This is a genomic window from Leisingera sp. NJS204 (assembly GCF_004123675.1).
Taxonomy (GTDB): Bacteria; Pseudomonadota; Alphaproteobacteria; order Rhodobacterales; family Rhodobacteraceae; genus Leisingera.
This window is the reverse complement of record NZ_CP035417.1, coordinates 2,867,656-2,891,863: the sequence shown is the minus strand read 5'-3', so window position 1 is coordinate 2,891,863 and position 24,208 is coordinate 2,867,656. Positions and strand designations below refer to the sequence as shown.

The window sequence follows — 24,208 nt, the reverse complement described above, 5'->3', positions numbered from 1 at the left end:
GCTAGGCAGGCCCTGGCCGCAGGTTGTTCGGCAGGTAGGTCGCCAGCTCCGGGAAGGCGATCAGCACAAACACCATCAGCACCATGATCAGAAACATCGGAATCGCGGCACGGGCGATATAGCTCATCTCGTGGTGGGTCATGCCCTGCATCACAAACAGGTTGAAGCCGATCGGCGGGGTGATCTGCGCCATTTCCACCACAACCACGATGAAGATGCCGAACCAGATCAGGTCGATGCCCGCCTGCCGGATCATCGGCTCTACCACCGCCATGGTCAGCACCACCGAAGAGATGCCATCCAGGAAGCAGCCCAGCACGATGTAGAACACCAGCAGCACCATCAAAAGCTCCAGCCGCGTGAGCTCCCAGCCGGCAATCAGATCCGCCAGCCCGCGCGGCAGGCCGGTGAACCCCATCGACAGCGACAGGAAGGCCGCGCCGGCCAGGATCAGCGCAATCATCGCACTGGTGCGGGTGGCGCCCATCAGGCTTTCGGTGAAGGTCTTCCAGTTCAGCGAGCCTTGGCCCAATGCCAGCAGCAGCGAACCGATGACCCCGAATGCTGCGGCCTCGGTCGCGGTGGCAATGCCTAGGTACATTGACCCGATCACCACAATGATCAGCGCAATCACCGGCGCCAGGAAGCGGGAGTTCTTCACCTTCTCGGCAAAGCTCAGCTTGGCCTCGGGGGTTGGGTTCCAGTCCTTGCCGACCTTGGAATAGATCGCCACATAGCCCATGAACATCGCTGCCAGCACCAGCCCCGGCAGGATGCCGGCAAAGAACAGCTTGGTGATCGATTCATTGATGGTGACGCCATAGACAATCAGTGTCAGCGACGGCGGGATCATCAGCCCCAGCGTTGCAGCACCCGTCAGCGTGCCGATCACCATGGTTTCAGGATAGTTGCGCTTGCGCAGTTCGGGGATCGACATCTTGCCCACGGTGGTCAGTGTTGCCGCAGAGGAGCCGGAGACCGCGGCAAACACCGTGCAGCCGACGATATTGGTATGCACCAGCCCGCCGGGCAAAGGCGCCATCCAGGGCGCCAGCCCTTTGAACATGTCCTCGGACAATCGCGTCCGATAGAGGATTTCCCCCATCCAGATGAACATCGGCAGTGCCGTCAAGGTCCAGCTGGAAGACGCCGACCAGATCGTGGTCAGCATGACATCGCCCACGGGCCGTGTGGTGAACAGCTCCATGCCGACCCAGGCCACGCCCATCAGCGCCAGGCCAACCCAGACGCCGGACCCCAGAAGGGTGAACAGCACGAAGAGAAACAGAATGATGACTGAGATATTTTCCATGGGGCTTACTCCGCGTGGCTCTGGTCGTCCAGATCCCGGGTGATGCGGTGGTCGCCGCGAAAAATCACATGGATCAGATGGTCGGTGAGGGCGACGGCCAGAACGGCGCCGCCGAACAGCATCACGCTTTGCGGTATCCACAAGGGCGTGCGGTCCTGGCCCTGGCTCACGTCGTTGAATTTCCAGCTCCAGTAGACAAAGCGGTAGGCGTAATAGGTGAAATACCACATCACCCCAGTGCCGATGCCAAAACACCAGATCTCCAGCATCCGGCGGAAACCATCGGGCACTGCATTCAGCAGGATCGACACCCGGATATGGCTGCCCCGGTTCAGCGCATTGGCAAAAGCCAGGAAAGACGCCGCGGCCATTGCATAGCCAGCGTAATCCGGCGCGCCAGGGAAGACTTCACCGGTCCAGCGGGCCAGCATCTGGACAACGATCAGGCCTAAAATGGCAATCAGGCAAAAGGCGGCCAGCACCCCCGCCGCAAAATACAGAAAATCGAGTCCGGAGCGCAGCCCCCTGAGCACAGTCATATCATCCCCATCAGTCGTTCTTTTATGAGAATACGGGCGGCACCTGCCGCGCCGCCCGTATCAATCGGTCTGATTAGTCGGCGCGGAAGGCGTCGACGATGGCCTTGCCCTCGTCACCTGCGGCTTCCAGCCATTCATTGGTCATGGTGACGCCGATTTCCTTCAGCTCGCCCGCCATCTGATCCGAAGCCGGGCCGACAGTCATGCCGCCATCACGCAGACCTTGCAGGGTGAACCCGGTGTATTCCTTGGCGCGCCAGTTGCCCGCGTATTCGGCCAGCTTGGCGCAGCCCTGGATCACGTTCCGGTTGGCCGGGGATGTGCCGTTCCAGATTTCGGTGTTCACAAACACGTAGTTGCGCGGCAGCCAGGCGTCCACTTCATAGAAATAGCTCAGGCTTTCCCAGACTTTGCGGTCGTAACCGGTGGAGCCGGACGAGACCATGGATTCCGCAACACCAGTGGCAAAGGCCTGGCTGATCTCAGCCGCCTCGATGGTCACCGGCAGCATGCCCGTCAGCTCTGCAAGCCGCGAGGTGGCATTGTTGTAGGAGCGGAACTTGATGCCCTTCATCTCGGCTACCGAATTCACCTCGTTTTTGAAATACAGCCCCTGCGGCGGCCACGGCACGGCATAAAGCAGTGTCAGGTTCTGCTCGGCCAGCAGCGTCTCAATCGCTGGTTTGGCGGCTTTCCACAGCTTGTCGCTGTCATCAAACGAGGTCGCCAGGAACGGGATCGAGTCAAAGCCGAACAACGCGTTCTCATTCTGGTGGCCGGACAGCAGCCGCTCGCCAATCGGTGCCTGGCCGGTCTGCACCGCGCGTTTGATGTCGGCGCCTTTGAACAGCGCGCCAGACGGATGCGTCTTGATCTCAACTTCGCCGCCGGTGCCGGTGGTCACGCATTCAGCAAACTCGGCACCTGTGGCCGAGTGGAAGTTGGAGGCCGAATAGGCCATCGGCATGTCCCAGGTCTCCGCAGCGGCGGGCAGGGCGGCAGCCGCCGTCAACGCGGTGGCGGCAAGCAGTCTGGTCAATTTCTTCATGGTCTTCTCCCTGTTTCAGTTTCGGCCCCTTCAGGGGCACTGGTTGGTTTCAAATCGCATAGCGCGCCGGGTCATAGGCGCCCATATCCATGTTCGGGGTGCGGCCCGAAATCATCTGCGCCAGCAGGCGGCCTGTCTTTGGCCCGCCGGTTAGGCCGATGTGATGATGGCCAAAGCCGACAAAGGCGCCTCTCAGGCCCGGCACTTCGCCGATCACCGGGATCGAATCTGCCGGCGCCGGGCGGTAGCCCAGCCATTCCTCTTCGTGCTTCCAGGTGACACCGGGCAGGATCCGCCGCGCGTTCCTGCGCAACAGCTCAAGCGGGGCTTTTGACGGCCCGGCCTCCAGCCCGCCGAATTCCACAATGCCCGCAATCCGGATCCTTCCCTCCATCGGGGTCACCACGCATTTGGCCGCTGCCACCATCACAGGCGCCTTTGGCATCGCCGAAGGCTCCCATAATTCAAGATGATAGCCGCGTTCTGCTTCCAGTGGTACGGAAATTCCCAATCTCTCTGCCAGCGGCTTGGACCAGACGCCGGTGGCAACAACAACGGCATCGCAGGGAATGGTCTCACCGCCCGCCCGCACGCCGGTCACTTGTCCGTTCTCGCGGGCCACATCAGTAACAAAAGCCTGGATCAACTGGCCGCCGTTGGCCACCACATGTGCCGCCAGATCCTTCACATACCGGCCGGGATCCGAGATGATCCCGTGATCCTTCAGCCGCGCGGCAAAGCCAAGTTCCGGCGCATAGATATCATCATAAGCCCGGACATCCGCACCCTCCAGTTCATCCCAGTCAAAGCCGTGCGTCTTGCGCAAACCCCAGCCAAAGGCGTCCTCTGCGAAATGCGCCCGGTCATTGTAGAGGAACAGGTAATCGGACGGCTTTAAGTGCCGTTCCGCCGCGGTTCCCGCCGCCAGCGCCTGATGATCGGCCAGCGCATCGCCTACAACCGGCGCGAGGGCCGCAGCAATGCGGCTGGTGTCCTCGGCATTGGCATGGCTCATGTATTTCATCAGCCAGGGCGCCAGCCTGGGCAGGTATCCCCAGCGCATGAACAGGGGCTGGTTCGAGTCCAGCAGCATCTTCGGCGCTTTTTTCCACAACCCCGGACCCGTCACCGGCACGATCGAGCAGGAGGCCAGAATGCCGCCATTGCCGTGACTGGTGCCTTCACCCGGTCCCTTGCCGTCGATCAGGATCACATCATGCCCGTCGCGTTGCAGCTCAATCGCTGCCGAAACACCGACAATACCGGCGCCGATGATGGCAACAGTTTTCTTCTCCCGTGTCATGCCGAGACTTTCTTGGAAACCGCATAGCGGTTCAGCTTACCCACGTCAGGTTTGATGCCCAGTCCAGCCCCGTCCGGTACCACCACCTGGCCGTCCACCACCTGGAAAGGCGTTTCCAGAATGTCTTCCTTCAGGAAATAGCTCGCCTGATAGAACTCGCAGCCCAGCCGGATCTCCGGCGTCGCTGCAATCATGTGGGTGCCTGCCAGATGCGCGAGACCCGCCTCGAACATGTCGCCGCCATAGGCCGACAGCCCGTTTGCCGCAGCAATCCGCGCCACCGTCTGACCGCGGGTCAGCCCGCCCGATTTCATGATCTTGACAGAGACGCCGTCGCATATGCCCTCACGCGCGGCCCGCACCATGTCCTCGGGGCCGAATACGCTTTCGTCCGCCAGCAGCGGCACGTCGATCATCCCGCGCAATTTGGCCATCATGCCAAAATGATGGAACCGCACTGGCTGCTCGATGAAATCCGGCTTGAACTGCGCGATATCCCGCACCTGGTTCGGCGCATCTTCAATGCTCAGGCCCTGATTATAATCCACCCGCACCCGGAATTCCGGGAAATCCTTGGCGATCCGTTCCAATCGCATGATGTCGAACGCGTGATCCTTGAATCCGGTTTTCAGCTTGATCAGCCCCACCTTGTCGGCGCGCAGCCTGTGCAGCAGCTCGATGTCCTTGTCAAAATCCGGATCGGCAATCGAACAGCTGAGCGGGATGGTATCGCGGCACTTGCCGCCTAGCAGCGCCCAAACCGGCGCACCGGTGATCCGCCCGGTCAGGTCCAGCAGGGCGCTTTCCAGCGCCGCCTTGGCCTCGGTGCAATGGGCGACGGCCTTGGCAGCATCCTCCATGATCGCTGCGCGGTCTGCCACCCGGCGGCCCTCCACTAGCGGGCGGATGTAGCGGTCAAGTGCTGCCAGGCTCGCTTCCGGCGTGCCGGTGAACACCGACCAGGTCGACGCCTCGCCGAACCCTTCCGCCCCGCCTTCACTGCGCAGCCGCAGGATCACAACCTCGCAAAAGCCCTCGACAGAGCCGATCCCATGGTCGCGGCGCGACATCACCGGCAGCGCGAGATGCCACAGATCCATCCCGGCAATCTTTTGTTCCAGCACTTTGCTCTTCCTCCCAGAAGCTGGGCAAAGCTTGCCTTGACTTGTTCATCATTACCAATACAAAGAATTCAATAGAGTATCATAAAAAATGATGTGCTGCCGATGTCCCTCCGCTTCCGCCAGTTGCAGGCATTCCACGCGATTGTCGAAACCGGCACCGTCACCGGCGCGGCCGAGCAGCTGGGTATCTCGCAGCCCGGTATTTCCAACCTGCTGTACCAGCTTGAACGCCAGACCCGCCTCAAACTGTTCGAGCGCAGCAAAGGCCGTCTGATCCCGACACCCGAAGCAGGCGTCCTGTTTCAGGAGGTCGATACCGTGGTGCGCGGTTTTGATCATGTGGCACAGGCGGTAACCGACCTGCAGAACAAACAGGCAGGGCAGCTGCAGGTCGCCTCGCAGCACTCCTTGTCCTTCGGATTCATGCCCGCGCTGATCGCCCGCTTCGCCCGTACAAGGCCGGACCTGTCGATCTCCTTTCAGGCGCAGTATTCGCTGAAGATCCAGGAATGGGTGATCGCGGGTCTTTTCGAAATCGGTGTTTGCGAAATGCCCCTGATCCACGACGGGCTGGAGGCGCATCCTATCAACGTCGAAACCCTGCTGGCGATGCCCGCTGACAGTCCGCTGGCTGAACATGACGTGCTGACGCCTGAACTGTTGGAAGGCGTGCCGTTCATCGTCATGGGTCCCGATCACATGACCCATCGCCGCACCCGCGAGGTATTTCAGCAGGCGGGCATTCCGCTGAAAACCCGTGTGCATTCGCATTTGTTCAAGAACCTCCTCAGCTTTGTGCAGGAAGGCATGGGGGTTTCGATCCTTGATCCCTTTGTGCTGGATTTCGAGATCGGCGGCGGCTTTATCTCCCGCCCGTTCCGGCCGCGGATCATGATGGAAATGGCGGTGATCACATCCAGGTCCCGGCCGCTGTCTGCGGTGGGGCAGGAGTTCCTGGCGCTTCTGAAGCAGGAACTGGCGCCATATACTGCAGGCGGTGCCCAGACGGCCGTGTAAATTGTATGCAAACCAGAATTCAATATTGCACGAGGTTGATGGCTCACCTAGTCTGCACCGCGGAATGAACGAATGGCGGGAACATGGCCAAACGCGAAAGCAATGTGGACAGGGTCTATGAGGCGCTGCGCCGGATGGCAGCGGATTTTGCCTTTAAGCCCGACCAGCGGATCAACGAAAGCGCCTTGTCCGAGGTGCTGGGTGCCAGCCGCACGCCGCTGCGCGAGGCGCTGAACCGGCTGGTGGCCGAAGGGTTCCTGACCTTTCAGAACAACCGCGGATTCTTCTGCCGCCCGCTGACGCCCAGCTATATCATGGACCTCTACGAGGCCAGGGTGGCGGTGGAATGCGAGGCGACCCGGCTCGCCTGCACCCGCGCATCGGATGACGACATCGCGGCGCTGGCGGATTACCTCAACCGGATGGAGCCGGAGTATCAAAGCGCGACGGATCCGGAAGCGCTCCTGGCGATGGATGAAAGCTTTCACGCCCGCCTGGCGCAACTTTCGGGCAACAGCGAATTGCAGCGGATCCTCAACAATCTCAATGGCCGGATCCGCTATATCCGCCTGATTGACCTCAAGCGCATGCGCGACCGGGCAGGGGGCAAGGCGCCGGGCGATATCTCGGCTCACCGCCAGATTGTTGAAGGCATCGCTGCCCGCAATACTGATGCTGCCACAGCGGCCATGCGCAGCCACATCGAAAAACGCCGCGAAGAGGCGACGGAAGCCGTCCGCATCGCATTCTCTCAGCTTTACGTGCCGGATGAATAGGGGACCCCATGGAACACGGTGGTAAAACGGTTTTTGGCGCAGCGGTCGGCATCCTGATGCTGGAAACCCGTTTTCCCCGCATCCATGGCGATATGGGCAATGCAATGACCTGGGACTTTCCGGTGCATTACAAGGTGGTGCGCGGTGCCAATCCCGAAAACGTGGTGCGCGGCAACCCCAAGGAACTGGTTGATCTGTTTGTGGATGCGGGCCGCGATCTGGTCGCCATGGGCGCCGACGGCATTACCACCAACTGCGGCTTTCTGGCGCTGATCCAGGACGAAGTGAAACAGGCGCTGGGGGTGCCGGTGGCGACATCCTCGCTGATGCAGGTTCCGATGGTGCAGACCCTGCTGCCCGCAGGCAAGCGCTGCGGCATCCTGACGATTTCCAGGGCCACTCTGACGCCTGCGCATCTTGAGGCCGCAGGCGTGCCGCTGGACACGCCGATTGCCGGCACTGACGGTCTGCGCTGTTTTACCCGCGATATCCTGGGCGATGCGCTGGAAATAGACTTTGCAGCCTGCCGGCTGGATATGATCGACGCCGCCCGCGCGATGGTTGCGGACATTCCGGATCTTGGCGCCATCGTGCTGGAATGCACCAATATGGTGCCCTATGCCCGCGACGTGCGCAAAGCCACCGGGCTGCCGGTGTTCTCTATCCACACCTTTGTGAACTGGTTCCAGGCCGGCCTGCTGCCCAAAGGCTTCCCGCTGGAATTGGACGACCCGCGCTGGTGACCTGTCACCTGCGCGAGCGCCCGCCGACACTGTGACGGCGGGCGCTGCCCGGCTGATGCCGGGCGCAACGCTGCTGCGCTGCGGCTGTCAGCTCAGCACCAGAAGCCAGAACCACACGGTCAGGATGCTCGCCCCGGTGGCAATCAGTACCGAAGACGCCGCAACCCGCTTGGCCCGCCCGTACATATTGGCAAAGATGTAACCGTTGAACCCGGTCGCCATTGCCGCGTTCAAAACACCCGAACGGAACAGATCCTGCGGCAAGGCCAAGGCCGAGCCCAGCAGCCAGACGATCGCCGGATGGATCATCAAAGAGGTGAAGCAGACAAACAGGATTGCCCGCAGATCGCCCTCGGGGCGGTATTTCACCAGCACGCCGCCAAGGGCAAACAGCGCGCAGGGCAGGGCGGCCCGGATGATCAGCGACAGGGCTTCACTCACAACCATCGGAATGGCCAGCCCTGAAAGGTTCACCGCAAACCCCAGCGCGATGCCCAGGATCAGCACATTGCGGAACATTGCGTTCAGCACAGCCGAGACGGTCTTGATCCCGCCCGCGCCGCGATTGCGCACGATCTCCATCACGGTGATCCCGACGCCATAGCAGAACGGCGAATGGAAGGCGATGATCGCGTAGTTGCCAGTCAGGTTCTCCGGCCCAAAGGCGCGTTCAGTGATCGGCAGGCCCAACAGCACCGAGTTGGAGAACAGGCAGCAGAACCCGATGGCAATGCAGTCCTCCCACTCCCGCTTGAACAGTATCCGCGCGCCGAACACGCCAATCAGGAAGCAGGTGAAGGCGCCGGTATAAAAGCTCGCCAGCAACCGCGGGTCAAAGCTGGATGACAGATCCAGCTTCGCCATCGCCTTGAACAGCAGGCAGGGGATGGCAAAGCCCTGCGCGAATTTCATCACGCCTTCGATATGTGTCTGGGTCAGCACGCCCCGCGCGGTGGCGGCGTAACCCGCGCCGACGACCAGAAATACCGGCAGGATGACGTCGATCAGGCTTTGAAACATCAGCCTGTTCCTTGACGGCAAGGGATGCTGCCGTTCAGGGGGGCTTGTCCGGCTTCTGGCCGCAGATGCCTCCGGCGGGAGTATTTTTGCAAAGATGAAGTCTGTGGTCTGCCCAAACGGCCTGGGCGCACGGCGGCAGACCTGGGCATTGCGCTATAGCTCAACCCGGATCACCATGCCGTCATAGGCCGGCGTGATGTGGTCCGGAGTCTCGGCTTCGACCGTGGCGTAATCCATGTCGATATGCATATTGGTTATGATGCCGCGTTTGGGGGACATCTTCGCGAACCACTCCAGCGCTTCGGAATAACTGAAATGCGTAGGATGCGGCGTGCGCCGCAGCCCGTCCAGGATCCAAGTATCCAGCGCCTCCAGCTCTGGCAGGGCGGCGTCGGGAATTCTGGACACATCCGGCAAATAGGCCAACCCGCCGATCCGGAACCCCAGTGCGTCGATCGAGCCATGGCTGACCTCGAACGGGCGAAAGGTGATTTCGCCGCCGGGGCCGTCTATTGTGAACGGCCCGCCAATGGTCTTCAGGTCCAGGATCGGCGGATAGGGAGAGCCATCCGGCTGCGCAAAGGCATAGCCGAAGCGGTTCAGAAGGTCGTTCTGAGTGGCACCATCGGCATAGACAGGGATGCGCTGGCGCATATTGAAATAGACCATGCGCAGATCGTCGATGCCATGCAGATGGTCAGCGTGGGAGTGTGTGTAAACCACCGCATCCAGGCGGCTGACGTCTGCATCCAGCAATTGGCTTCGCATGTCTGGTGTTGTGTCGATCAGAACGGATGTGGTGCCGCCCTCATCAACACGCTCCACCAGCATTGAACACCGCTGGCGCCGGTTCTTCGGGTTCTCGGGGTCGCAGTCGCCCCAATGGCCGCCGATCCTCGGCACCCCGCCCGAAGACCCCGAGCCGAGGATGGTGAACCGCATCTCAGCCATCAGGCGGCGGCCTCATACTGGGCAGCCTTCCAGAACAGCCGGTCGAAATTTGCCTGCGTCTGCGCAGCAAAATCGGCGTAGTCCATGCCGAAAACCTCCGCGCCCGCCTTGGCGGTAAAGGCGGAATAGGCCGGTTCATTGCGTTTGCCGCGATAGGGCGGCGGTGCCAGATAGGGGGCGTCGGTCTCAACCAGAATGCGCTCCACCGGAGCGGCGGCAAAGATATCGCGCAGCTCCTGGCTTTTGGGGAAGGCAGCAATGCCGGACATCGACAGGTAGAACCCCAGATCCAGTGCTGCCCTGGCCAGCCCGGCCGAGGAGGAGAAGCAGTGCATCACGCAAGAATATGCGCCGTTCTTCATCTCCTCGCCCAGAATGCGGGCCATATCGTCATCCGCCGCGCGGGCGTGGATGATCAGCGGCAGGCCGGTTTCGCGGGCGGCCGCGATATGAATGCGCAAAGACTCCTGCTGCACGTCCTTGCTGTCGGCGGTGTAGTGGTAATCGAGGCCCGTTTCACCGATGCCGACAAATTTGGGGTGTTTGGCAAGGGCAACCAGTTCATCCACCGGGACCATCGGCTCTTCCGCCGCGCTCATCGGGTGGGTGCCCGCAGCATAGAACACCGGCGCATGCGCATCGGCAATGGCACGCACCGCGGGTTCATTCTTCATCTTGGTGCAAATCGTCACCATCCTGGTCACGCCGGCCTCTGCTGCGCTGGCAATCACCTCATCCAGCCGGCCTTCGAAATCGGGGAAGTCCAGGTGGCAATGGCTGTCCGTTATCTGGGGGGTCGCTTCGGTCATCTATCCTCTGCCGCCGTAAGTGCCGCGGGGCCTTTCCGGCCTCAGCGCGACGCGGTTTCCTGCATCTTGAAAACCGTATCTAGGACAAGCGCGGCAGGGTCAAGGTTCACCGCCTGCCCATGGCGGGCGCGGGCGGTCACTTCTGCTGCGAGGTCAGCCCAGGCGCGCGCCTTGCGCGTGTCAGGCGACAGCCGCGACAGCATCGCTGCCTCCTGCGGTGCTGCTTCCGGCGCTGGCGGCGCACCGGTGGCGCCTGTACGCGCGAGCCGGGCCAGCGCCATCTCAGTCAGCGTGAGCAGCAGTTCAAAACGCGCGGATGCCCCGCGCTGAGCGGCCGCTTCGGCCAGTGCCATGGCGCGCTGGCGGTCCAGCTGCGGCATGGAAGCAAGGATCTGCACCAGCTCGGCATAGATCCTGAGTCCGCCAAGATTGATCAGCCGCAGCGCAGCCCCGACCGAGCCGCCGGCCAAAGCGGCGAGATTTTCCATATTCTGAGGCAGTTCAACGCCGGATTGCGCCAGCGCAGCCTCCATATCCGGAGCTGACAAAGGCCCCAGCCGCAAGGTGCGGCAGCGCGAACGGATGGTGGGCAGCAGGCGCGAGGGCTGGTGCGAGATCAGCAGGATGGTCGTCCGCGCGGGCGGCTCCTCCAGCATCTTCAGCAGCGCGTTGGCAGCGCTGATGTTCATATCGTCGGCGGCATCGACAATGACCACCCGGCGCCCGCCATCCGTCGCCGACAGGCCGAAGAAACGGTTCAGCTTGCGGATATCGTCCACCACAATCTGGCTGCGCAACTTGCCCTTGTCGTCATAAGAGCGGGTGATCGGTGCCAGCCCCGGTTCCGCCAGCGCCTGAATGCGGTGCGAGACCGGGTGTTCGGGATCAATGTCCAATGTCTGCGGCGGGGGCGGGGCGCCGAACAGGCCTTCCTCCGCCGGGGGGGTGGCCAGCAGAAAACGGGCTATCCGCCAGGCCAGCGTGGCTTTGCCGACGCCCTGCGGGCCGGTCAGCAGCCAGCCGTGGTGCAGCCGGCCGGAGGTGTAGGCGGTCAGAAAATCCTGCTCCGCCGCGTCCTGTCCGATCAGCTGCTGGGTTTCGCGCGGATGCGGGGCGCCTTCGGCCTGATCTGCGCGCGGCAGGTCGTCATCGGTGCTCATACCCGGGATCCTTCCAAGGCCGCATCCGCCAGCCGGCGCACATCTGCGGCAACGGCCTCCACCGGGCGGGCGCCATTGACAACCCGGAAGCGGTCCGAAAACTCCTGCGCCAGCGCCAGGAAACCCGCGCGCATCTTCTCCTGCAGCCCGATGCCGAAATCCTCAAAGCGTTCTTCCTTGCCCTGCCGCCCCTTGGCACGGGCAAGGCCTGTGGCCGGGTCCATGTCGATAAGCAGGGTCAGGTCCGGCTCGCGTGTGATCATCAGCTTGTGCATCTGGTCCACTGCCGCACGCAAATCACCACGGGACAACCCCTGATACATTCGCGTGCTGTCTGCAAAACGGTCGCAGATCACCACCTTGCCCGCCGTCAGAGCAGGCTCAATGGTGCGCTCCAGATGGTCGCGCCGCGCTGCCATGAACAACAGCAGTTCAGTTTCAGCCGACCAGCGGTCGGGATCACCTTCCAGCACCAGGCGGCGGATTTCCTCGGCGCCGGGAGAGCCGCCCGGCTCCCGTGTCAGCACAACGTCGCGGCCTGCGTCGCGCAAGGTTTCCGCCAGCAAGCGGCACTGCGTTGATTTCCCGGACCCGTCGATGCCTTCAAAGGTGATGAACAGGCCGCGCTCTGCGCCAGCTGTCACAGCGCCCCCTCGGGACCGGTCAGAAACTGCTTGATCAGCACCTGTGCCGCGGTTTTCACACGGACTACAAAACCGCCGGCGGGCACGTCAGCTTCGGCCACCAGCGGCAGCCGGACCTCCGGCAGCTCCTCGGGCTGCAAAACCAATTCTGCCAGGCGCTGGCCCTTCGCGACCGGCGCCTCGATCGGGCCGTTATAGACGACTTCGCCTTGAATGGTCTTGGCCGACAGCGACGGCAGCAGGATCTCCAGATCCTTGGCCGGCACCAGCCCTACCGATTGCTCGGCCCCGCGCCAAATTTCGGCTTCGGCGATGGCGACGCCCTCCTGGGCAACGGTTTTTTTGGTAAATTGGCGAAACGACCAGTTAACCAGGGCCTCGGCCTCCTCTGCGCGCCCGCGCTCGCTGTCCAGCCCGGAGACCACAAAGATCACCCGCCGGTCGCCCTGCTGGGCAGAGCCGACCAGGCCATAGCCTGCTTCTTCGGTATGGCCTGTCTTCAGCCCGTCCGCGCCGATGCCCAGCTTCAGCAGCGGATTGCGGTTGCGGATGTTGGACGGCGCACGGCCATCGAATTCGAACTTGGTTTCGGCAAACAGCGGGTAATATTCCGGGAAGTCCTCTATCATCCGCTCGGCCAGAATTGCCAGATCATGCACCGACATCCGGTGCCCGGCAGCAGGCCAGCCGTTGGAGTTGGCAAAGGTCGAGGCGGTCATGCCCAGATCCTGGCCGCGCTTGGTCATATAGCGGGCAAAGCCGGCCTCGGTTCCGTCCGGGCTCAACGCCTCGGCGATCACCACACAGGCGTCATTGCCGGACAGCACGATGATGCCGCGCAACAGGTCCTCAACCCGCACCCGGTCCTGGGTGTCCAGGAACATGGTGGAGCCTTTGTAGCTCATCGCGTGCTCGCTGACCGGCAGCGTCTCGTCCAGCGTCAGCCGCCCGTCGCGCAGGGCCTCAAACGCCACATACAGCGTCATCAGCTTGGACATCGAGGCAGGCGGCAGCGGCACATCGGCGTTCTTGGACAGAAGCACCGTGTCGGTGCCTGCGTCCAGAACATAGGCGGCGCGCGCTTTGGTATCAAAGGCGGCGGCCGGCAACGCCGGCAGGCTGACCGCCAGTCCCGTGGCCAAAGCCAGCTGCAGCGAAGAGATCAGAGTGCGCCCCAGGCGCTTGGCGCCGGGATCAATTGGTGACAGCATAGGCATCCGCAAATCCGGTTTCCTTTACGCTTTTCAACAGCTGGCTGCGTTCAGTCTTGTTCTGCGCCGGGCCAACCAGAACCCGCCAGAACGCTTTGCCGCTGGAGGCTTGCTCGCGCACCACTGGCACCATGCCGGCGCTGCGCATCATGTTGGCCGTCCGTTTGGCATTGGCTTCAACGCTGAAGATGCCGATCTGGATGTAGGGTTTGTCCAGGGCGGATTTTTGCGCGCTGGCTGCCGGCGCGGCAGCAGGCTTTGCCTGTGCGGGCGCTGTTTGCGCCGGAACGGCCGGGGCAGAGGCTTCAATCGCGGCGGCGGCGCCTGCAATCGGATCCAGCGGTGTTTCAGAGATTTCCTGTCCGGCGGCTGCGGCCAGTACCGCGGCAGGATCCGCCTCGGCGTCTGCCTCTGCTGCAGGCAGCTCAGCTGTCTGATCCTCAACCGGGGGCTCGTTGCTGACTTCTTCGCGCCGCAGGGCGGTGACGTTCAGCTCAGCCGGGGCGCCTGCCAGCATTCCCAGCGCGGCGGCCGCGTCGGAGGACACTTGCAGCCGCGGACCCGGTATTTCCCGTTCGCGCCGGAACAGGGCGCCGATCACAAACTGGCCATTGGCATTGTTGCGGATGATCACCCGCTCCGGGTCCTTGGTGTCGGGATGCGCGACCCAGACCCCGCCGATCGACGGGCGCCCGTCCCACAGCCCCGCTTCGGTCACTTGGAACACATCAGGGGCTTCCACGTCGCGCTCGACCAGCTTGGTGCTGCTGGAGGCCTGAACCTCCCCCCCGGCTTTGGCTTTGGGCTGCAAAAAGGCCAGTTTCGAACCGTCTTCACAGCCTGCCATCAACAGCAGGCCCAAGACCGCCGCGGCAATCCGCGGGGCCGTCTTTGCTGTCGACATGGTGTCTTTCATGCTCTCATCCTTGCCTGTGCCCGCGGCGCTTTTGCGCCCCCGCCGGAATGCCCGGTCTTCTTGATTTGGCGGCATGATAGCCTGCGCATACGGCCATGAAAACCCTGACGGGCCGCGGCACAAGGGAAACCCGCAAGGACGGCATGAATCCGCGCGGCCGGGGCTGGGCTGAGATTTCCCTTGCGCTGTGGATTTCCCCTTGCCTCATCCGGTTTTGCGTCCTAAACCGCTGAACGGACCGGGGAGGTGGCAGAGTGGTCGAATGCGGCGGTCTTGAAAACCGTTGAACGTGAGAGCGTTCCCAGGGTTCGAATCCCTGTCTCCCCGCCACTTGCCCTAGAGAAACGTTTCTCCAGATCCGGCTGCGGCCAGATTTTTCCGTTATATTAAAGGGTTATGCGGGAGGGGCTGTAAACCGGCACCTGGGCCAGCATGCCCAAAGGTGTTCTCTCCGGGCCGATATTCTCTGGACCTCTCGACTGCGCGGATTTGGTGCAAAGCCTGTAACCTATTGAAGTTGTTGGGATGGGGTCTCGGTCAACCTGAACGCTTCGACGTCGGTCGCGGCTCTTTAAACGGACCGAAATCGAACTTTCTCATTCCTCATTCGACGCTTGCAAGCCCTTTGTGCCATTGAGAAATTTCCACCCAGCCGCCATGCTGCTCTGGGAGGGGGCAAAAATGGCGGAACTGGACCTCAATACTGAGAAGCTTGACGACGTCGCGCTGGCGATCCTCAGCCTGTCACTTCATGATGGAAATCGCGTCTGGAAAGGCCTCGACTGGGCCATCACTGACCGGCTTCATGCCAAAGGGTTGATCGCTGATCCTGTCGGCAAGGCAAAGTCCCTGATGTTGACCGAGGACGGGCTTGCACGCGCCGAGGCAGTCCTGCTGGCGGAGTTTGCGAAGCGGCACGATGGCGCGCAAGGCACCGATCCATGAAGAAAGCGGATGAGGAACGCATCGCTGCCAGGCTGGCCAAGTTGATGGCGATGATCTGTGCGCGCAACACCGGCATTGAGGATCTTCATGCCGGGATCGTTCCGGTCACTCACACTGGCGACTTTTCCGATGTCTTTGTGACCGACGCAGACGGCCGCCGGATAGCGTGGACCGATGTCAGCCACATGGACGATGGCGCGATGCGCGACGTGATGCGGCAAATCACTAACCGGCTCTACACATTCCATATGAACCGGGACGATCCGCAGTTTCGTGACCACCTCGATCGCTGGCTGGCGATTTCCGTAGCATGGGATGATCCGAAGCTGGACGAAGCCCTGCTGGCGGTGATTGGCGATAACAAAGAATCCGAGCGGCCGGTATAGTCAGGATGCGCTTGGCCCGATCAGGTGTCCCAGAAACGCCTCTCTGCTCTACTCGGCCGGCTCAGCAACGGAAGCGTGCCTCGTGATGATGTCCTGAACCTCGCCCGGCTTGAACGCCACATCCCAATCCCAGCGTCCGAAGCCTCCGGCCGCGTTGATCGCTTTGACCCATTCGTTCAGTGCCTCGCGTTTGACCTTGTTCTGCGGGGTGTCCGTTCCTTTGATCTCGAGGGCCAGGAGCTTGCCGCCCGCGAGACGAACGAGAAAGTCCGGGACGTATCGCCGCCGAGAGCCTGCCCACATGTAATAGACTTGGAAGCCGAGATGGTCGTTCTTGGCATAGGCTTCCACGTCATCCCGGGTCTCAAAGACATTGGCTGCATGGCCCTCCCAGGACGAATCCCCGACTGTGAGACTTGTTTGAGGGGAAGCATGGCTTGGTCGTGTACCAGGTTCGCATCTGACCGGTTGCACCGATCGGGTTTTCCTCGTCGAAGACAGGTGTCAGGCGCTCCGTGTTCTGCTCTGCCACGTTGCTCAGGACATTTTGGACCACAAGATCGATGTTCAGTGCGATGAGGATCCGCCGACGGAGCGGGTCGGAGTGAAACAGGGATGGGATTTCGAGGCGGTCGGATTGCAAAAATGTCTCGACGATCCTGACCAACTGCGCAGCCAAGTATTCGGGTGTCCCAGAGAAACCGTGGCTCAGTTCGGCAAACGCCTTCCGGGCGGCCTGAAAGACAAGGCGCTGCAACCGGAAACCATCCGGCAGCTTTTCCAGATCGATCGCTGTGACCTTGCCCATGTCCGTCGCGCCGCCGAGCGCAGGAGCCAATTCCGCACTGATCGGTGTGCTGGCGGGGTCAAGCAGCAGAGGTGGCACCTTGTCCCAGGCAACGGTCAGTTGCGGTTTCACGACGGTTTCCACACGCAAGACGTTTGGCCATTTGATCTCGAGGTGCGCCCGTTCCGGGATAACCTCGATTTGCGTCGTCGGCCTTGGCGGCGGGGGCGCATCACCGCCTTCTCCAGTCTCCGAGATGGAAAGCGGCACGCCGAACACGTTAACGTACTCGGGCAGGAACAGGCCGTTTTCGTCGGTATCGTACGAAACCCGGCGCAGGCCTCGCCCAACGACCTGCTCGCACAGCAATTGCGACGTGAATGCACGCAAGCCCATGATATGGGTCACATTCTTGGCATCCCATCCCTCTGAGAGCATTGCGACTGAGATAACGTTTTGCAGATCCTGCCCAGCGGCTCCGCGCTTGCCGACATTGTCGACGATCTCGCGCAGAAGCTCTTCTTTTTTCAGGGGAAGCGCTGCTTCCGGGTTTCGGGAATGTCGGCGGCTTCGATGATTTCCTTCAGCCGCGCTTCGTAATCCTTGTCTGACGTCGCTGTCTCGCCAATCTTGGCCTTGTCGAGGACTTTTGAATCCACCCGCAGTGTTCGAGCGATGGCGTGCAGTTCCGGCCAGTGGGCGTCACCCTTGTTGAAATAATTCTCGATGCGGGCAGCCGTTTCCGTACGGTTGCACACCGTCAGCATGACCGGAGGCGAGTGATGCCCGACATCCCGCCACTGGGCTCGCGTCTCCCGCCAGTCGGCACCGAGGAGCGTGTAGGCGTCCTGCACCAGCTTCGGCAGGGCCTCGTGCGGCTCTGCCTTCGCCCGGTTGAGATCCTCGGACACCGAGGGATCACGGTAGATATGGTAGAGTTTTGACCGCAGCGTCTTGGCGTCCGGCAGGGCATCGTCGCGCACCACCACGCGCGGCGTCTTCACAAGCCCGGCCTCGATGGCGTCATTCAGGCCAAAGTCCGAGATGATCCAGTCAAACAGCGCCGTGTCGGTGCTTTTCTTTCCGGTGGGCGCGAAGGGCGTGGCCGAAAGATCGAAGCAGCGCTGGATCCGGCGGGTCTTGTGGATACGGTCCAACCCTTCGATCCAGCGGGTCGCCTCGTCCAGGTCGATGCCCTGTTCGGCGGCCTGCTTCTTGCTGATCTTCACCTCGGGCGGCTTGCGATAGGCGTGGTGCGCCTCGTCATTGATGACGATGATGTCCTTGTGAGTGGCCAGCTTGCCCAGCACCCGCCGCGTGTATGCCTCGTCGGACTCGAGGCCCTTCTTGACGACCGAGCGATCTGCTTCCTTCAGCGGCATCAGTGAATGCCAGTTGTCGATCAGCACTTCGGCCTGGTTCAACCTCGCCCGCAGCGCCTCGGACGGGCACAGATTGAACTCATCGTAGTAGCTGCCCTCGCTTGGCAGCAGCACCTGCAACCGTTCTTTCACGGTCAGCCCGGGAGCCACGATGAATACGGCGCGGCTGAAATCCTTGTTCCGCTTCGGATAGGTCAGCGCGTTCAGCACCTGCCAGGTGATGATCATCGCCATCACCGTAGTCTTGCCCGCGCCCGTGGCCATCTTGTTGCACAGGCGTTCCCACGTCCCGCCATCGCCGGGGATCGCTATATCCTGCTTGAACGCTTCGGCCCCTTCGACCCACCAGATAAGTGTCTCGATGGCCTCCAGCTGGCAAAAATAGAACGGGTACTGCCGCGCATCGCGGTCATGCCAGTGCTCTAGCAGTTTGCGGGTGACGATGGTCACGCCGGGCCAGCCCGCCTCGCGCCAGGCGTCGACGCGGGTGTGGATGGTGTTCACCAGATCCAGCACCTCGGTCCGCTTGGTGTTGTTGCGGGCGTCGAAGACCTCGTAGCTTGCCGGACGTCGCTCGGTCTTGATCTCCAGCTTGCCGCCCTTGGCTTCGACCCAATGTTGGGCGGGGCAGACGAGGGGTGTGTTGATGATGAGGGACATGGGCTTACCCCTCCAGCGGCATGATCTTGAGGGACTCGATCCCGCGATCATCGACGATCTTCACCGCGATCCGCTTGTTGTCTCCGGCCTCGAACGGCAGTGACACAGTGCCGTGGGACTGCTCCAGCAGGTCCTCGTCCAACTCCGCGCGGATCGTCTTGCACAGGCGGTTCCAGCCGCCCTTGGCGTCGGCCATGGGAAAGAACACCTGATGCGGCATCAGCGAGCGCTGGTCGTAATCCACGTCCAGCGACCACATGGCGATCTGGTTTTTGCCACCAGACACCAGATCGCCCGCCTTCGGATCAAAATAGTCGAAGCCGTTGACCTCAACCTCCCACATCCCGTCTTTGCGCCGCCGCAGGTCCACGTCCGGCTGGCCCATCAGCCAGAACGACTGGTTGGAGGCGCGCTTCTTCTTCAAATCCTCGGTCAACAGATCGGTGTTCATCTGCGCCTTGAGCAACGTCACGCCGGGCCAGTTCACTTCGTCGATGTCCTTGGCTGCTTCGGGGTCGAAGGTGAAGGCGCAGAACAGGATGAATTTCGGCGACGGACGCAGGGTCTCGGCCTCGGTCAGGGCCAGTTCCACCTGTCGCTGTTCCAGGCTCGCGTGCTCGGGGCCGAAGCTGACGACGACGCGTTCGCCGGTGTCGGCCAATGATCCACTCGCATGGATGTATTTCAGGCCCGGCAGGGTCTCGAATTCGGCAAAACGCAGCATCGCGCTGCCCTTGCCGCGCACGCCGGTTTTCAGCAGCTCGTCGCGCCAGAGCGATTGGCGCGAGGTTTCGCCGGAACGGGCGACGGTTTCATCCGCCTCTTACGGTGGCACGCTTTCGTCGAGCGACAGCACAGTAGGCGCGGGCACGGCCTCAACGCTGAACGGGCCGGTGATGCGCAGGCGGTTCTTGTCGATGCGGGGCTTGTCATACAGCGTCTCCTGATCGGCATGATCTGCGATGGACCGGTCCATGCGGCGCTGCATGGCTTGGCGCGCAGTGTGGAAAGCCTCGAAGGGTTGTTTGGCGCTGTCTGGCCAGTCGTCAGGCAGACCGAAGGGGACCTCCCATTCATGCAGGGAGTCGCCCTTGGCAAAGTCCGCCGGCTTGCCCTTGCGCACGCCTTGGGTGGGCTTGATCGGTTTGGGCGGGGAGGCAGTCAACGCGGTGTTGAGGGCGTCGAGTGCGACCGTGATCTTGGGATGATCCACGTCATAAATCGTGTCGATGTCGGGGTTGTTGGCGATGCTTTTCAGCGTGATATGCGGCACGGTTTGATAATCGAACCCGCCTTTCAGCCCCTCATGTGGATAGCGCAGGGCGTAGTGGTCGAAAGAGGCGGTCATCAGCCGCTGTTTGGCCAGTGTGATCGCCACGCGAGAGGTGTCGCAGGTGATCCAGCGCCGCCCTCATTTCTCGGCGACGAAAGCGGTGGTGCCGGAGCCGCAGGTGGGATCGAGCTCCAGATCGCCGGGATCGGTGGTCATCAGGAGGCAGCGTTCGATGACTTTCAGATTGGTCTGGACGACATAGGTCTTTTCGTCAGTAAAGACGCCTGTTTGAGTATCCATCCAAACATTTGAGATCGCTTGGACAGGAAAGTCATCCATGTATCTGAGATAGGCAATTGAAGCAGTAGAAGGCAGGGCCAACCGACCTGCTTTAGCAAGGCGCTCAACGCCAACTGGGTGATGGCATTTCCAATGGGAGTTCTTAGCCCAAGGATCAAATTCGCCTCCTTGATAGCTAGGTTGTGTTGACAAAAGGGATTCACGCCGCTCTCTGATCGTGATTCAAGCTGGTATCTGCGATGGAGACCAGCTTGGCACGAGACCTGATGTCGGACGAGGAGTGGGCGTTCTTTGAGCGGTTCATCTTGTCTGTTCGCGCCCCGAATGGGCGCAAACCCACAAACCACCGGCTTGTTCTTGATGGTGTTTTCTGGATTGCTCGGACAGGGGCACCATGGCGGGACTTGCCCGAAGAATTCGGAAAGTGGTCAAGTGTCTATCGGCAGTTCCGCCGCTGGACGCTCGCAGGTCTCTGGGAACAGATCCTCGAGGCGCTGACCGAAAGCCGGATCGTCCCTGACGCCCTGCAAATGGTCGATAGCACCGTGGTCCGCGCCCATCATCAGGCAGCGGGCGCTAAAGGGGGCCCCCGCGACAGGGTTTTGGCCGTTCAAAGGGTGGCTTCACGACCAAGATCCACCTCCGGGTGAATGCCGCCGGCCTGCCGATGCGAACGGACATCACCCCTGGCCAGACATCAGACTATCTCGGGTTCGATCTTGTCATGGACGACAATCTCCCCGAACCATTCGTGTTACTGGCCGACAAAGGCTATGATGCTGACCGCATTCGCGACGAGATGCGGGAACGGGCCATTCAACCAGTGATCCCCATGCGGAAGTCGCGAAAGAAGCGTGTTGGCGTTGATCGCCCACTGTATCGACTGCGGAACCTGGTGGAGAGATGCTTCAACAAGCTCAAGAATGCCCGCCGCGTCGCGACCCGCTACGACAAAACGGCTGAAAGCTTCCTCGGCTTCGTCGACATCACATCAATCCGCCTCTGGATCCGCCATTTGTCAACATGAACTAGCCTCCCCCAGCAGAAAGCCAGCCGCCAGCCCCGGAGGCGGACTAGCCTTGCCGCAGCAGGTAGATGTCCATGATCCAGCCATGTTCGGCCCGTGCCTTGGCGCGGGTTTCAATGATCTGCTCCGCAACCTCCGCCAGCGGGCCGGCAACGGAAATCTGGTTTTCCATGCCCGCGTAGGCGGTCCAGAAGATTTCCACCCCCTGCGCATCAATGGACTGGAACGAACATTCCCCGTCCAGCATGATCACCAGCGTATCAGCGCTGTCCGGCCAGCCGGCCTCGCGCAGTTGCCGCCCGGTGGTGATGGTGAAGGGGGCGCCGATCTCATTCACCGGAATCGCGTGCGCCGCGGTCAGCGCCTGGACCGAGGTGATGCCGGGGATCACGGTCAGTTTGATGTCCGCCTGGGTCTTCAGCCGCTCGGCGATCCGCATGGTGCTGTCATACAGCGACGGATCGCCCCAGACCAGAAACCCGGCCTTGCCGCCCGCAGGCAGATTGGCGGTGATGGTCTGCCACCAGATCCCGGCAATGGCGTCGTGCCAGTCATCCACCCGCTGGCGGTAGCTTTGGGTGGCCTCGTCGCGGACCGGCAGGGCGAATTCGACAATCTTCGGGCCATCGCCCTTGAATGCCCGGTTGCAGATAGCGCGCCGCAGGCCGGCCAGATCGTCCTTGCCGGCACCTTTGTTGGGGATCAGGATCAGGTCCTGCGCATTCAGCGCGTCGATCGCCTGCAGCGTCATGTGCTGCGGGTTGCCGGTGCCGATGCCGATCAGGCTAAGCTCTATCATGGCTGTGTCTTTCTCAAGGTCCGGTCTCATTCCGGCTCTGCCAGCGGGCCGTAAAGGATCAGCACCGGCGCAGAGGTTTTCATCTCCCGCAGCAGACCGGGCAGCTCGCCCACAGTGTGGCGGTGCAGCGACTGTTCCGGCGTCGAGACGCCAAGCGCCACCAGCGCCGGTGTGGCGTCCGGCAGGCCGGCTTCCATCAGCTTTTCCGACAGGTCGGCAAAGGTGCGCTTGCCCATATACACAACCGTGGTGGCTTCGCCATCTGCAAGGGCTGCCATGTTCAGGTCATCCGGCAATCCGCCGGTCACGTCATGGCCGGTGATGAATTGCAGCCGCCGTGCCGTCTTGCGCCGGGTGAGCGGGATGTTTGCCGCCGCCGCCGCCGCCGAGGCTGCGGTCACACCGGGCACGATCTCAAACGCAATGCCTGCTTCGCGCAGCGCTGTCATTTCCTCCTCAAGCCGCCCGAAAACGCCCGCGTCGCCCGACTTCAGCCGCACCACATTGAGACCGGAGGAGGCATAATCCACCAAAAGCCGGCTCACATGGTCCTGTTTGGGCGAGGGGCGGCCGGCCCGTTTGCCGACGCCGACCAGATCGGCGTCTTCGCGGGCATGGCTCAGGATCGGCCCCGACGACAGATCGTCAAACAGCACCGCATCCGCCGCCTCCAGCCGTTTGACCGCCTTCACGGTCAGCAGCTCCGGATCACCGGGGCCGGAAGAGACAAAGCTGACAAAGCCGCTCATGCCTGCTCTCCGGTGATCAGGTGAAAGAAGGTGCCGGTGACATTGCCTTTGATCGAGCCGGTCTCGGGCACTGGCCCGCCGTCAGCATCCATGACGTTGGCCAAGGGCGCGTCGGGTTCTTCCAGAATGGTGGAATAGTGGAACTCATGCCCGCGCAGCGCAGTACCTGCGTCAAAGCCCGGCATGCCCGCCTGCAGGATCGCCCGGCGGTAGCCGAGGTGAAACTTGCGCTTCTCGTAAGACGTCACAAGACCCAGGAGGCCCAGCATCCGGTGGCGGTTGCCTTCCTTGTCGATCAGCGCTTCGCCCAGGGCCATGTAGCCGCCGCATTCGCCATGCACCGGCTTGCTCTGCGCGTGTTTGCGAAGCCCTGCGCGAAAGGTCTCTGCCGCCGCCAGTGTGCCGCCGTGCAGTTCCGGATAGCCGCCGGGCAGCCAGACCAGATCGGCGTCCGCCGCGGGCGCCTCATCCGCGAGCGGCGAGAACGGCAGGATTTCTGCCCCCGCCGCGCGCCAGCCGGTCAGCAGATGCGGGTAAGTAAAGGAAAACGCCGCATCCCGTGCCAGCGCAATCCGCTGTGCGGGCGGCTGGGGCAGGCTGGCCGGTGCAGGCGCCTGACCGGCCAGGGCTGCAGCCTTGATTGCCTCCAGATCGACATTCTCGCGCAGAAACGCCGCATAGCCTGCAATCGCCGCTTCCAGATCGGGATGCTCCACCGCCTGGATCAGCCCCAAATGCCGCTCCGGCAGCGCCAGATCGCCGCGCCGGGGCAGGGAGCCCAGCACCTTGATGCCGGCCTTTTCCATCCCCAGACGGGTCAGCCGCTCATGCCGCGGGCTGGCCACCCGGTTCAGAATGACCCCGGCAAAGGGCACTTCGGTGTCATAATTCTTAAAACCCAAAGCGGTGGCCGCTGCCGATTGCGCCTGTCCGCCCACATCCACCACCAGCACCACCGGCCAGCCCATGCGCTTGGCGGTCTCGGCAGAGGAGCCGAAACCCGACTGCCCGCGCGTGGCAACACCGTCATAAAGCCCCATCGAGCCTTCACCGATGCAGATTTCAGCACCCGCCGCCTGACTGGTGACCGCATCCAGCAGGCGTGCGTCCATCGCCCAGGTATCAAGATTGAAGCTGGGGCGCTTGGCCGCTGCCAGATGGAAAGCCGGGTCTATATAGTCCGGCCCGCTCTTGTAGGGCTGCACCGCAAGGCCGTCTTCGGCCAGGGCGCGCAGCAGGCCCAGCATCACGGTGGTCTTGCCGGTGCCCGAAGACGGCGCCGAGATCATCAATCCGGGAGGGTTCATATCTGTCATGGTCTCAATCG

General features: G+C 62.1%; 24 protein-coding genes, 1 tRNA gene and 1 pseudogene. 7 read left to right on the top strand and 19 right to left on the bottom strand.

The annotated features are described in order from the left end of the window. Position 1: 1 nt before the first annotated feature. The 5 genes from ETW24_RS14245 to ETW24_RS14225 form a co-directional block, all read right to left on the bottom strand. Positions 2-1,312, bottom strand: coding sequence for a TRAP transporter large permease (locus ETW24_RS14245; protein WP_129371662.1), 1,311 nt, complete (start codon positions 1,310-1,312; stop codon positions 2-4). Positions 1,313-1,317: 5 nt separating this feature from the next. Then, positions 1,318-1,851, bottom strand: a complete 534-nt coding sequence (locus tag ETW24_RS14240) for a TRAP transporter small permease (RefSeq protein WP_129371661.1) — start codon at positions 1,849-1,851, stop codon at positions 1,318-1,320. A 73-nt stretch (positions 1,852-1,924) separates the two neighbouring features. Further along, positions 1,925-2,899, bottom strand: a complete 975-nt coding sequence (locus ETW24_RS14235) for a TRAP transporter substrate-binding protein (protein ID WP_129371660.1) — start codon at positions 2,897-2,899, stop codon at positions 1,925-1,927. 49 nt (positions 2,900-2,948) lie between these two features. Next, entirely contained in the window at positions 2,949-4,202 is a 1,254-nt protein-coding gene (locus tag ETW24_RS14230; RefSeq protein WP_129371659.1) for an NAD(P)/FAD-dependent oxidoreductase, read from the bottom strand. After that, entirely contained in the window at positions 4,199-5,326 is a 1,128-nt protein-coding gene (locus ETW24_RS14225; RefSeq protein WP_254695616.1) for an enolase C-terminal domain-like protein, read from the bottom strand. The genes ETW24_RS14230 and ETW24_RS14225 overlap by 4 nt, the downstream gene beginning before the upstream one ends. A 102-nt stretch (positions 5,327-5,428) precedes the next feature. Between ETW24_RS14225 and ETW24_RS14220 the strand changes: the two genes are divergently transcribed. From ETW24_RS14220 to ETW24_RS14210, 3 genes are all read left to right on the top strand, one after another. Then, on the top strand, positions 5,429-6,343 hold the full coding sequence (locus tag ETW24_RS14220) for a LysR family transcriptional regulator (RefSeq protein ID WP_129371658.1): 915 nt from the start codon (positions 5,429-5,431) through the stop codon (positions 6,341-6,343). Positions 6,344-6,426: 83 nt separating this feature from the next. Beyond that, on the top strand, positions 6,427-7,119 hold the full coding sequence (locus tag ETW24_RS14215) for a GntR family transcriptional regulator (protein WP_129371657.1): 693 nt from the start codon (positions 6,427-6,429) through the stop codon (positions 7,117-7,119). Between the two features lie 8 nt (positions 7,120-7,127). Further along, on the top strand, positions 7,128-7,862 hold the full coding sequence (locus ETW24_RS14210) for an aspartate/glutamate racemase family protein (protein ID WP_129371656.1): 735 nt from the start codon (positions 7,128-7,130) through the stop codon (positions 7,860-7,862). Positions 7,863-7,949: 87 nt separating this feature from the next. On the opposite strand, the gene ETW24_RS14205 is transcribed toward ETW24_RS14210, so the two are convergent. The 7 genes from ETW24_RS14205 to ETW24_RS14175 form a co-directional block, all read right to left on the bottom strand. After that, the gene (locus tag ETW24_RS14205; protein ID WP_129371655.1) at positions 7,950-8,882 is read right to left on the bottom strand and encodes an AEC family transporter; all 933 of its coding nucleotides are present in this window, start codon (positions 8,880-8,882) and stop codon (positions 7,950-7,952) included. A gap of 153 nt (positions 8,883-9,035) precedes the next feature. Beyond that, complete coding sequence (locus tag ETW24_RS14200) at positions 9,036-9,833, bottom strand: MBL fold metallo-hydrolase (RefSeq protein WP_129371654.1); 798 nt, start codon at positions 9,831-9,833, stop codon at positions 9,036-9,038. Then, positions 9,833-10,642, bottom strand: coding sequence for a TatD family hydrolase (locus tag ETW24_RS14195; RefSeq protein WP_129371653.1), 810 nt, complete (start codon positions 10,640-10,642; stop codon positions 9,833-9,835). The genes ETW24_RS14200 and ETW24_RS14195 overlap by 1 nt, the downstream gene beginning before the upstream one ends. A 41-nt stretch (positions 10,643-10,683) precedes the next feature. Then, the gene (locus ETW24_RS14190) at positions 10,684-11,802 is read right to left on the bottom strand and encodes a DNA polymerase III subunit delta' (protein ID WP_129371652.1); all 1,119 of its coding nucleotides are present in this window, start codon (positions 11,800-11,802) and stop codon (positions 10,684-10,686) included. Further along, positions 11,799-12,446 carry a dTMP kinase gene (tmk, locus tag ETW24_RS14185; RefSeq protein ID WP_129371651.1) on the bottom strand — a complete coding sequence of 216 codons (648 nt, stop codon included), beginning with the start codon at positions 12,444-12,446 and terminating at the stop codon, positions 11,799-11,801. The genes ETW24_RS14190 and tmk overlap by 4 nt, the downstream gene beginning before the upstream one ends. Continuing rightward, on the bottom strand, positions 12,443-13,663 hold the full coding sequence (locus ETW24_RS14180; protein ID WP_254695755.1) for a D-alanyl-D-alanine carboxypeptidase family protein: 1,221 nt from the start codon (positions 13,661-13,663) through the stop codon (positions 12,443-12,445). Before ETW24_RS14180 ends, tmk begins: the two co-directional genes overlap by 4 nt. After that, positions 13,641-14,573: an SPOR domain-containing protein gene (locus ETW24_RS14175; protein WP_129371649.1), complete on the bottom strand. Its 933-nt coding sequence runs from the start codon at positions 14,571-14,573 to the stop codon at positions 13,641-13,643. Before ETW24_RS14175 ends, ETW24_RS14180 begins: the two co-directional genes overlap by 23 nt. Positions 14,574-14,813: 240 nt before the next feature. Here ETW24_RS14175 and ETW24_RS14170 point away from each other — a divergent pair. The 3 genes from ETW24_RS14170 (at position 14,814) to ETW24_RS14160 (ending at position 15,904) form a co-directional block, all read left to right on the top strand. Then, positions 14,814-14,903, top strand: a tRNA-Ser gene (locus ETW24_RS14170). A gap of 351 nt (positions 14,904-15,254) precedes the next feature. Beyond that, entirely contained in the window at positions 15,255-15,518 is a 264-nt protein-coding gene (locus ETW24_RS14165) for a DUF6429 family protein (protein WP_254695615.1), read from the top strand. After that, positions 15,515-15,904 (top strand): hypothetical protein, encoded by a 390-nt coding sequence (locus ETW24_RS14160; protein WP_129371648.1) that lies wholly within the window; start codon positions 15,515-15,517, stop codon positions 15,902-15,904. Before ETW24_RS14165 ends, ETW24_RS14160 begins: the two co-directional genes overlap by 4 nt. A gap of 48 nt (positions 15,905-15,952) precedes the next feature. On the opposite strand, the pseudogene ETW24_RS25220 reads toward ETW24_RS14160, so the two are convergent. The 4 genes and pseudogenes from ETW24_RS25220 to ETW24_RS24495 form a co-directional block, all read right to left on the bottom strand. Further along, a pseudogene (locus ETW24_RS25220) lies at positions 15,953-18,733 on the bottom strand (BPTD_3080 family restriction endonuclease). Positions 18,734-18,737: 4 nt separating this feature from the next. Then, positions 18,738-19,457 carry a hypothetical protein gene (locus tag ETW24_RS24505; RefSeq protein ID WP_205877279.1) on the bottom strand — a complete coding sequence of 240 codons (720 nt, stop codon included), beginning with the start codon at positions 19,455-19,457 and terminating at the stop codon, positions 18,738-18,740. 99 nt (positions 19,458-19,556) lie between these two features. Next, positions 19,557-20,111: a hypothetical protein gene (locus ETW24_RS24500; protein WP_205877277.1), complete on the bottom strand. Its 555-nt coding sequence runs from the start codon at positions 20,109-20,111 to the stop codon at positions 19,557-19,559. Positions 20,112-20,144: 33 nt separating this feature from the next. Then, positions 20,145-20,306 (bottom strand): DNA methyltransferase, encoded by a 162-nt coding sequence (locus tag ETW24_RS24495; RefSeq protein WP_205877275.1) that lies wholly within the window; start codon positions 20,304-20,306, stop codon positions 20,145-20,147. A gap of 239 nt (positions 20,307-20,545) precedes the next feature. On the opposite strand from ETW24_RS24495, the gene ETW24_RS14145 reads away from it, so the two are divergent. Continuing rightward, positions 20,546-21,333 (top strand): IS5 family transposase gene (locus tag ETW24_RS14145; protein ID WP_129371647.1). Its coding sequence is split into 2 segments (ribosomal slippage): positions 20,546-20,885 and positions 20,885-21,333, totalling 789 coding nucleotides; the frame shifts between segments, so codons are not numbered across the junction. A gap of 46 nt (positions 21,334-21,379) precedes the next feature. Here the strand turns inward: ETW24_RS14145 and cobF are convergent. Genes cobF through ETW24_RS14130 form a run of 3 tightly spaced genes read right to left on the bottom strand, consistent with a single transcriptional unit; the run spans position 21,380 to position 24,197 of the window. Continuing rightward, positions 21,380-22,132: a precorrin-6A synthase (deacetylating) gene (cobF, locus tag ETW24_RS14140; protein ID WP_129372936.1), complete on the bottom strand. Its 753-nt coding sequence runs from the start codon at positions 22,130-22,132 to the stop codon at positions 21,380-21,382. Between the two features lie 26 nt (positions 22,133-22,158). Continuing rightward, positions 22,159-22,881 (bottom strand): uroporphyrinogen-III C-methyltransferase, encoded by a 723-nt coding sequence (gene cobA, locus ETW24_RS14135; RefSeq protein WP_129371646.1) that lies wholly within the window; start codon positions 22,879-22,881, stop codon positions 22,159-22,161. Next, entirely contained in the window at positions 22,878-24,197 is a 1,320-nt protein-coding gene (locus tag ETW24_RS14130) for a cobyrinate a,c-diamide synthase (RefSeq protein WP_129372935.1), read from the bottom strand. Before ETW24_RS14130 ends, cobA begins: the two co-directional genes overlap by 4 nt. Positions 24,198-24,208: the final 11 nt, after the last annotated feature.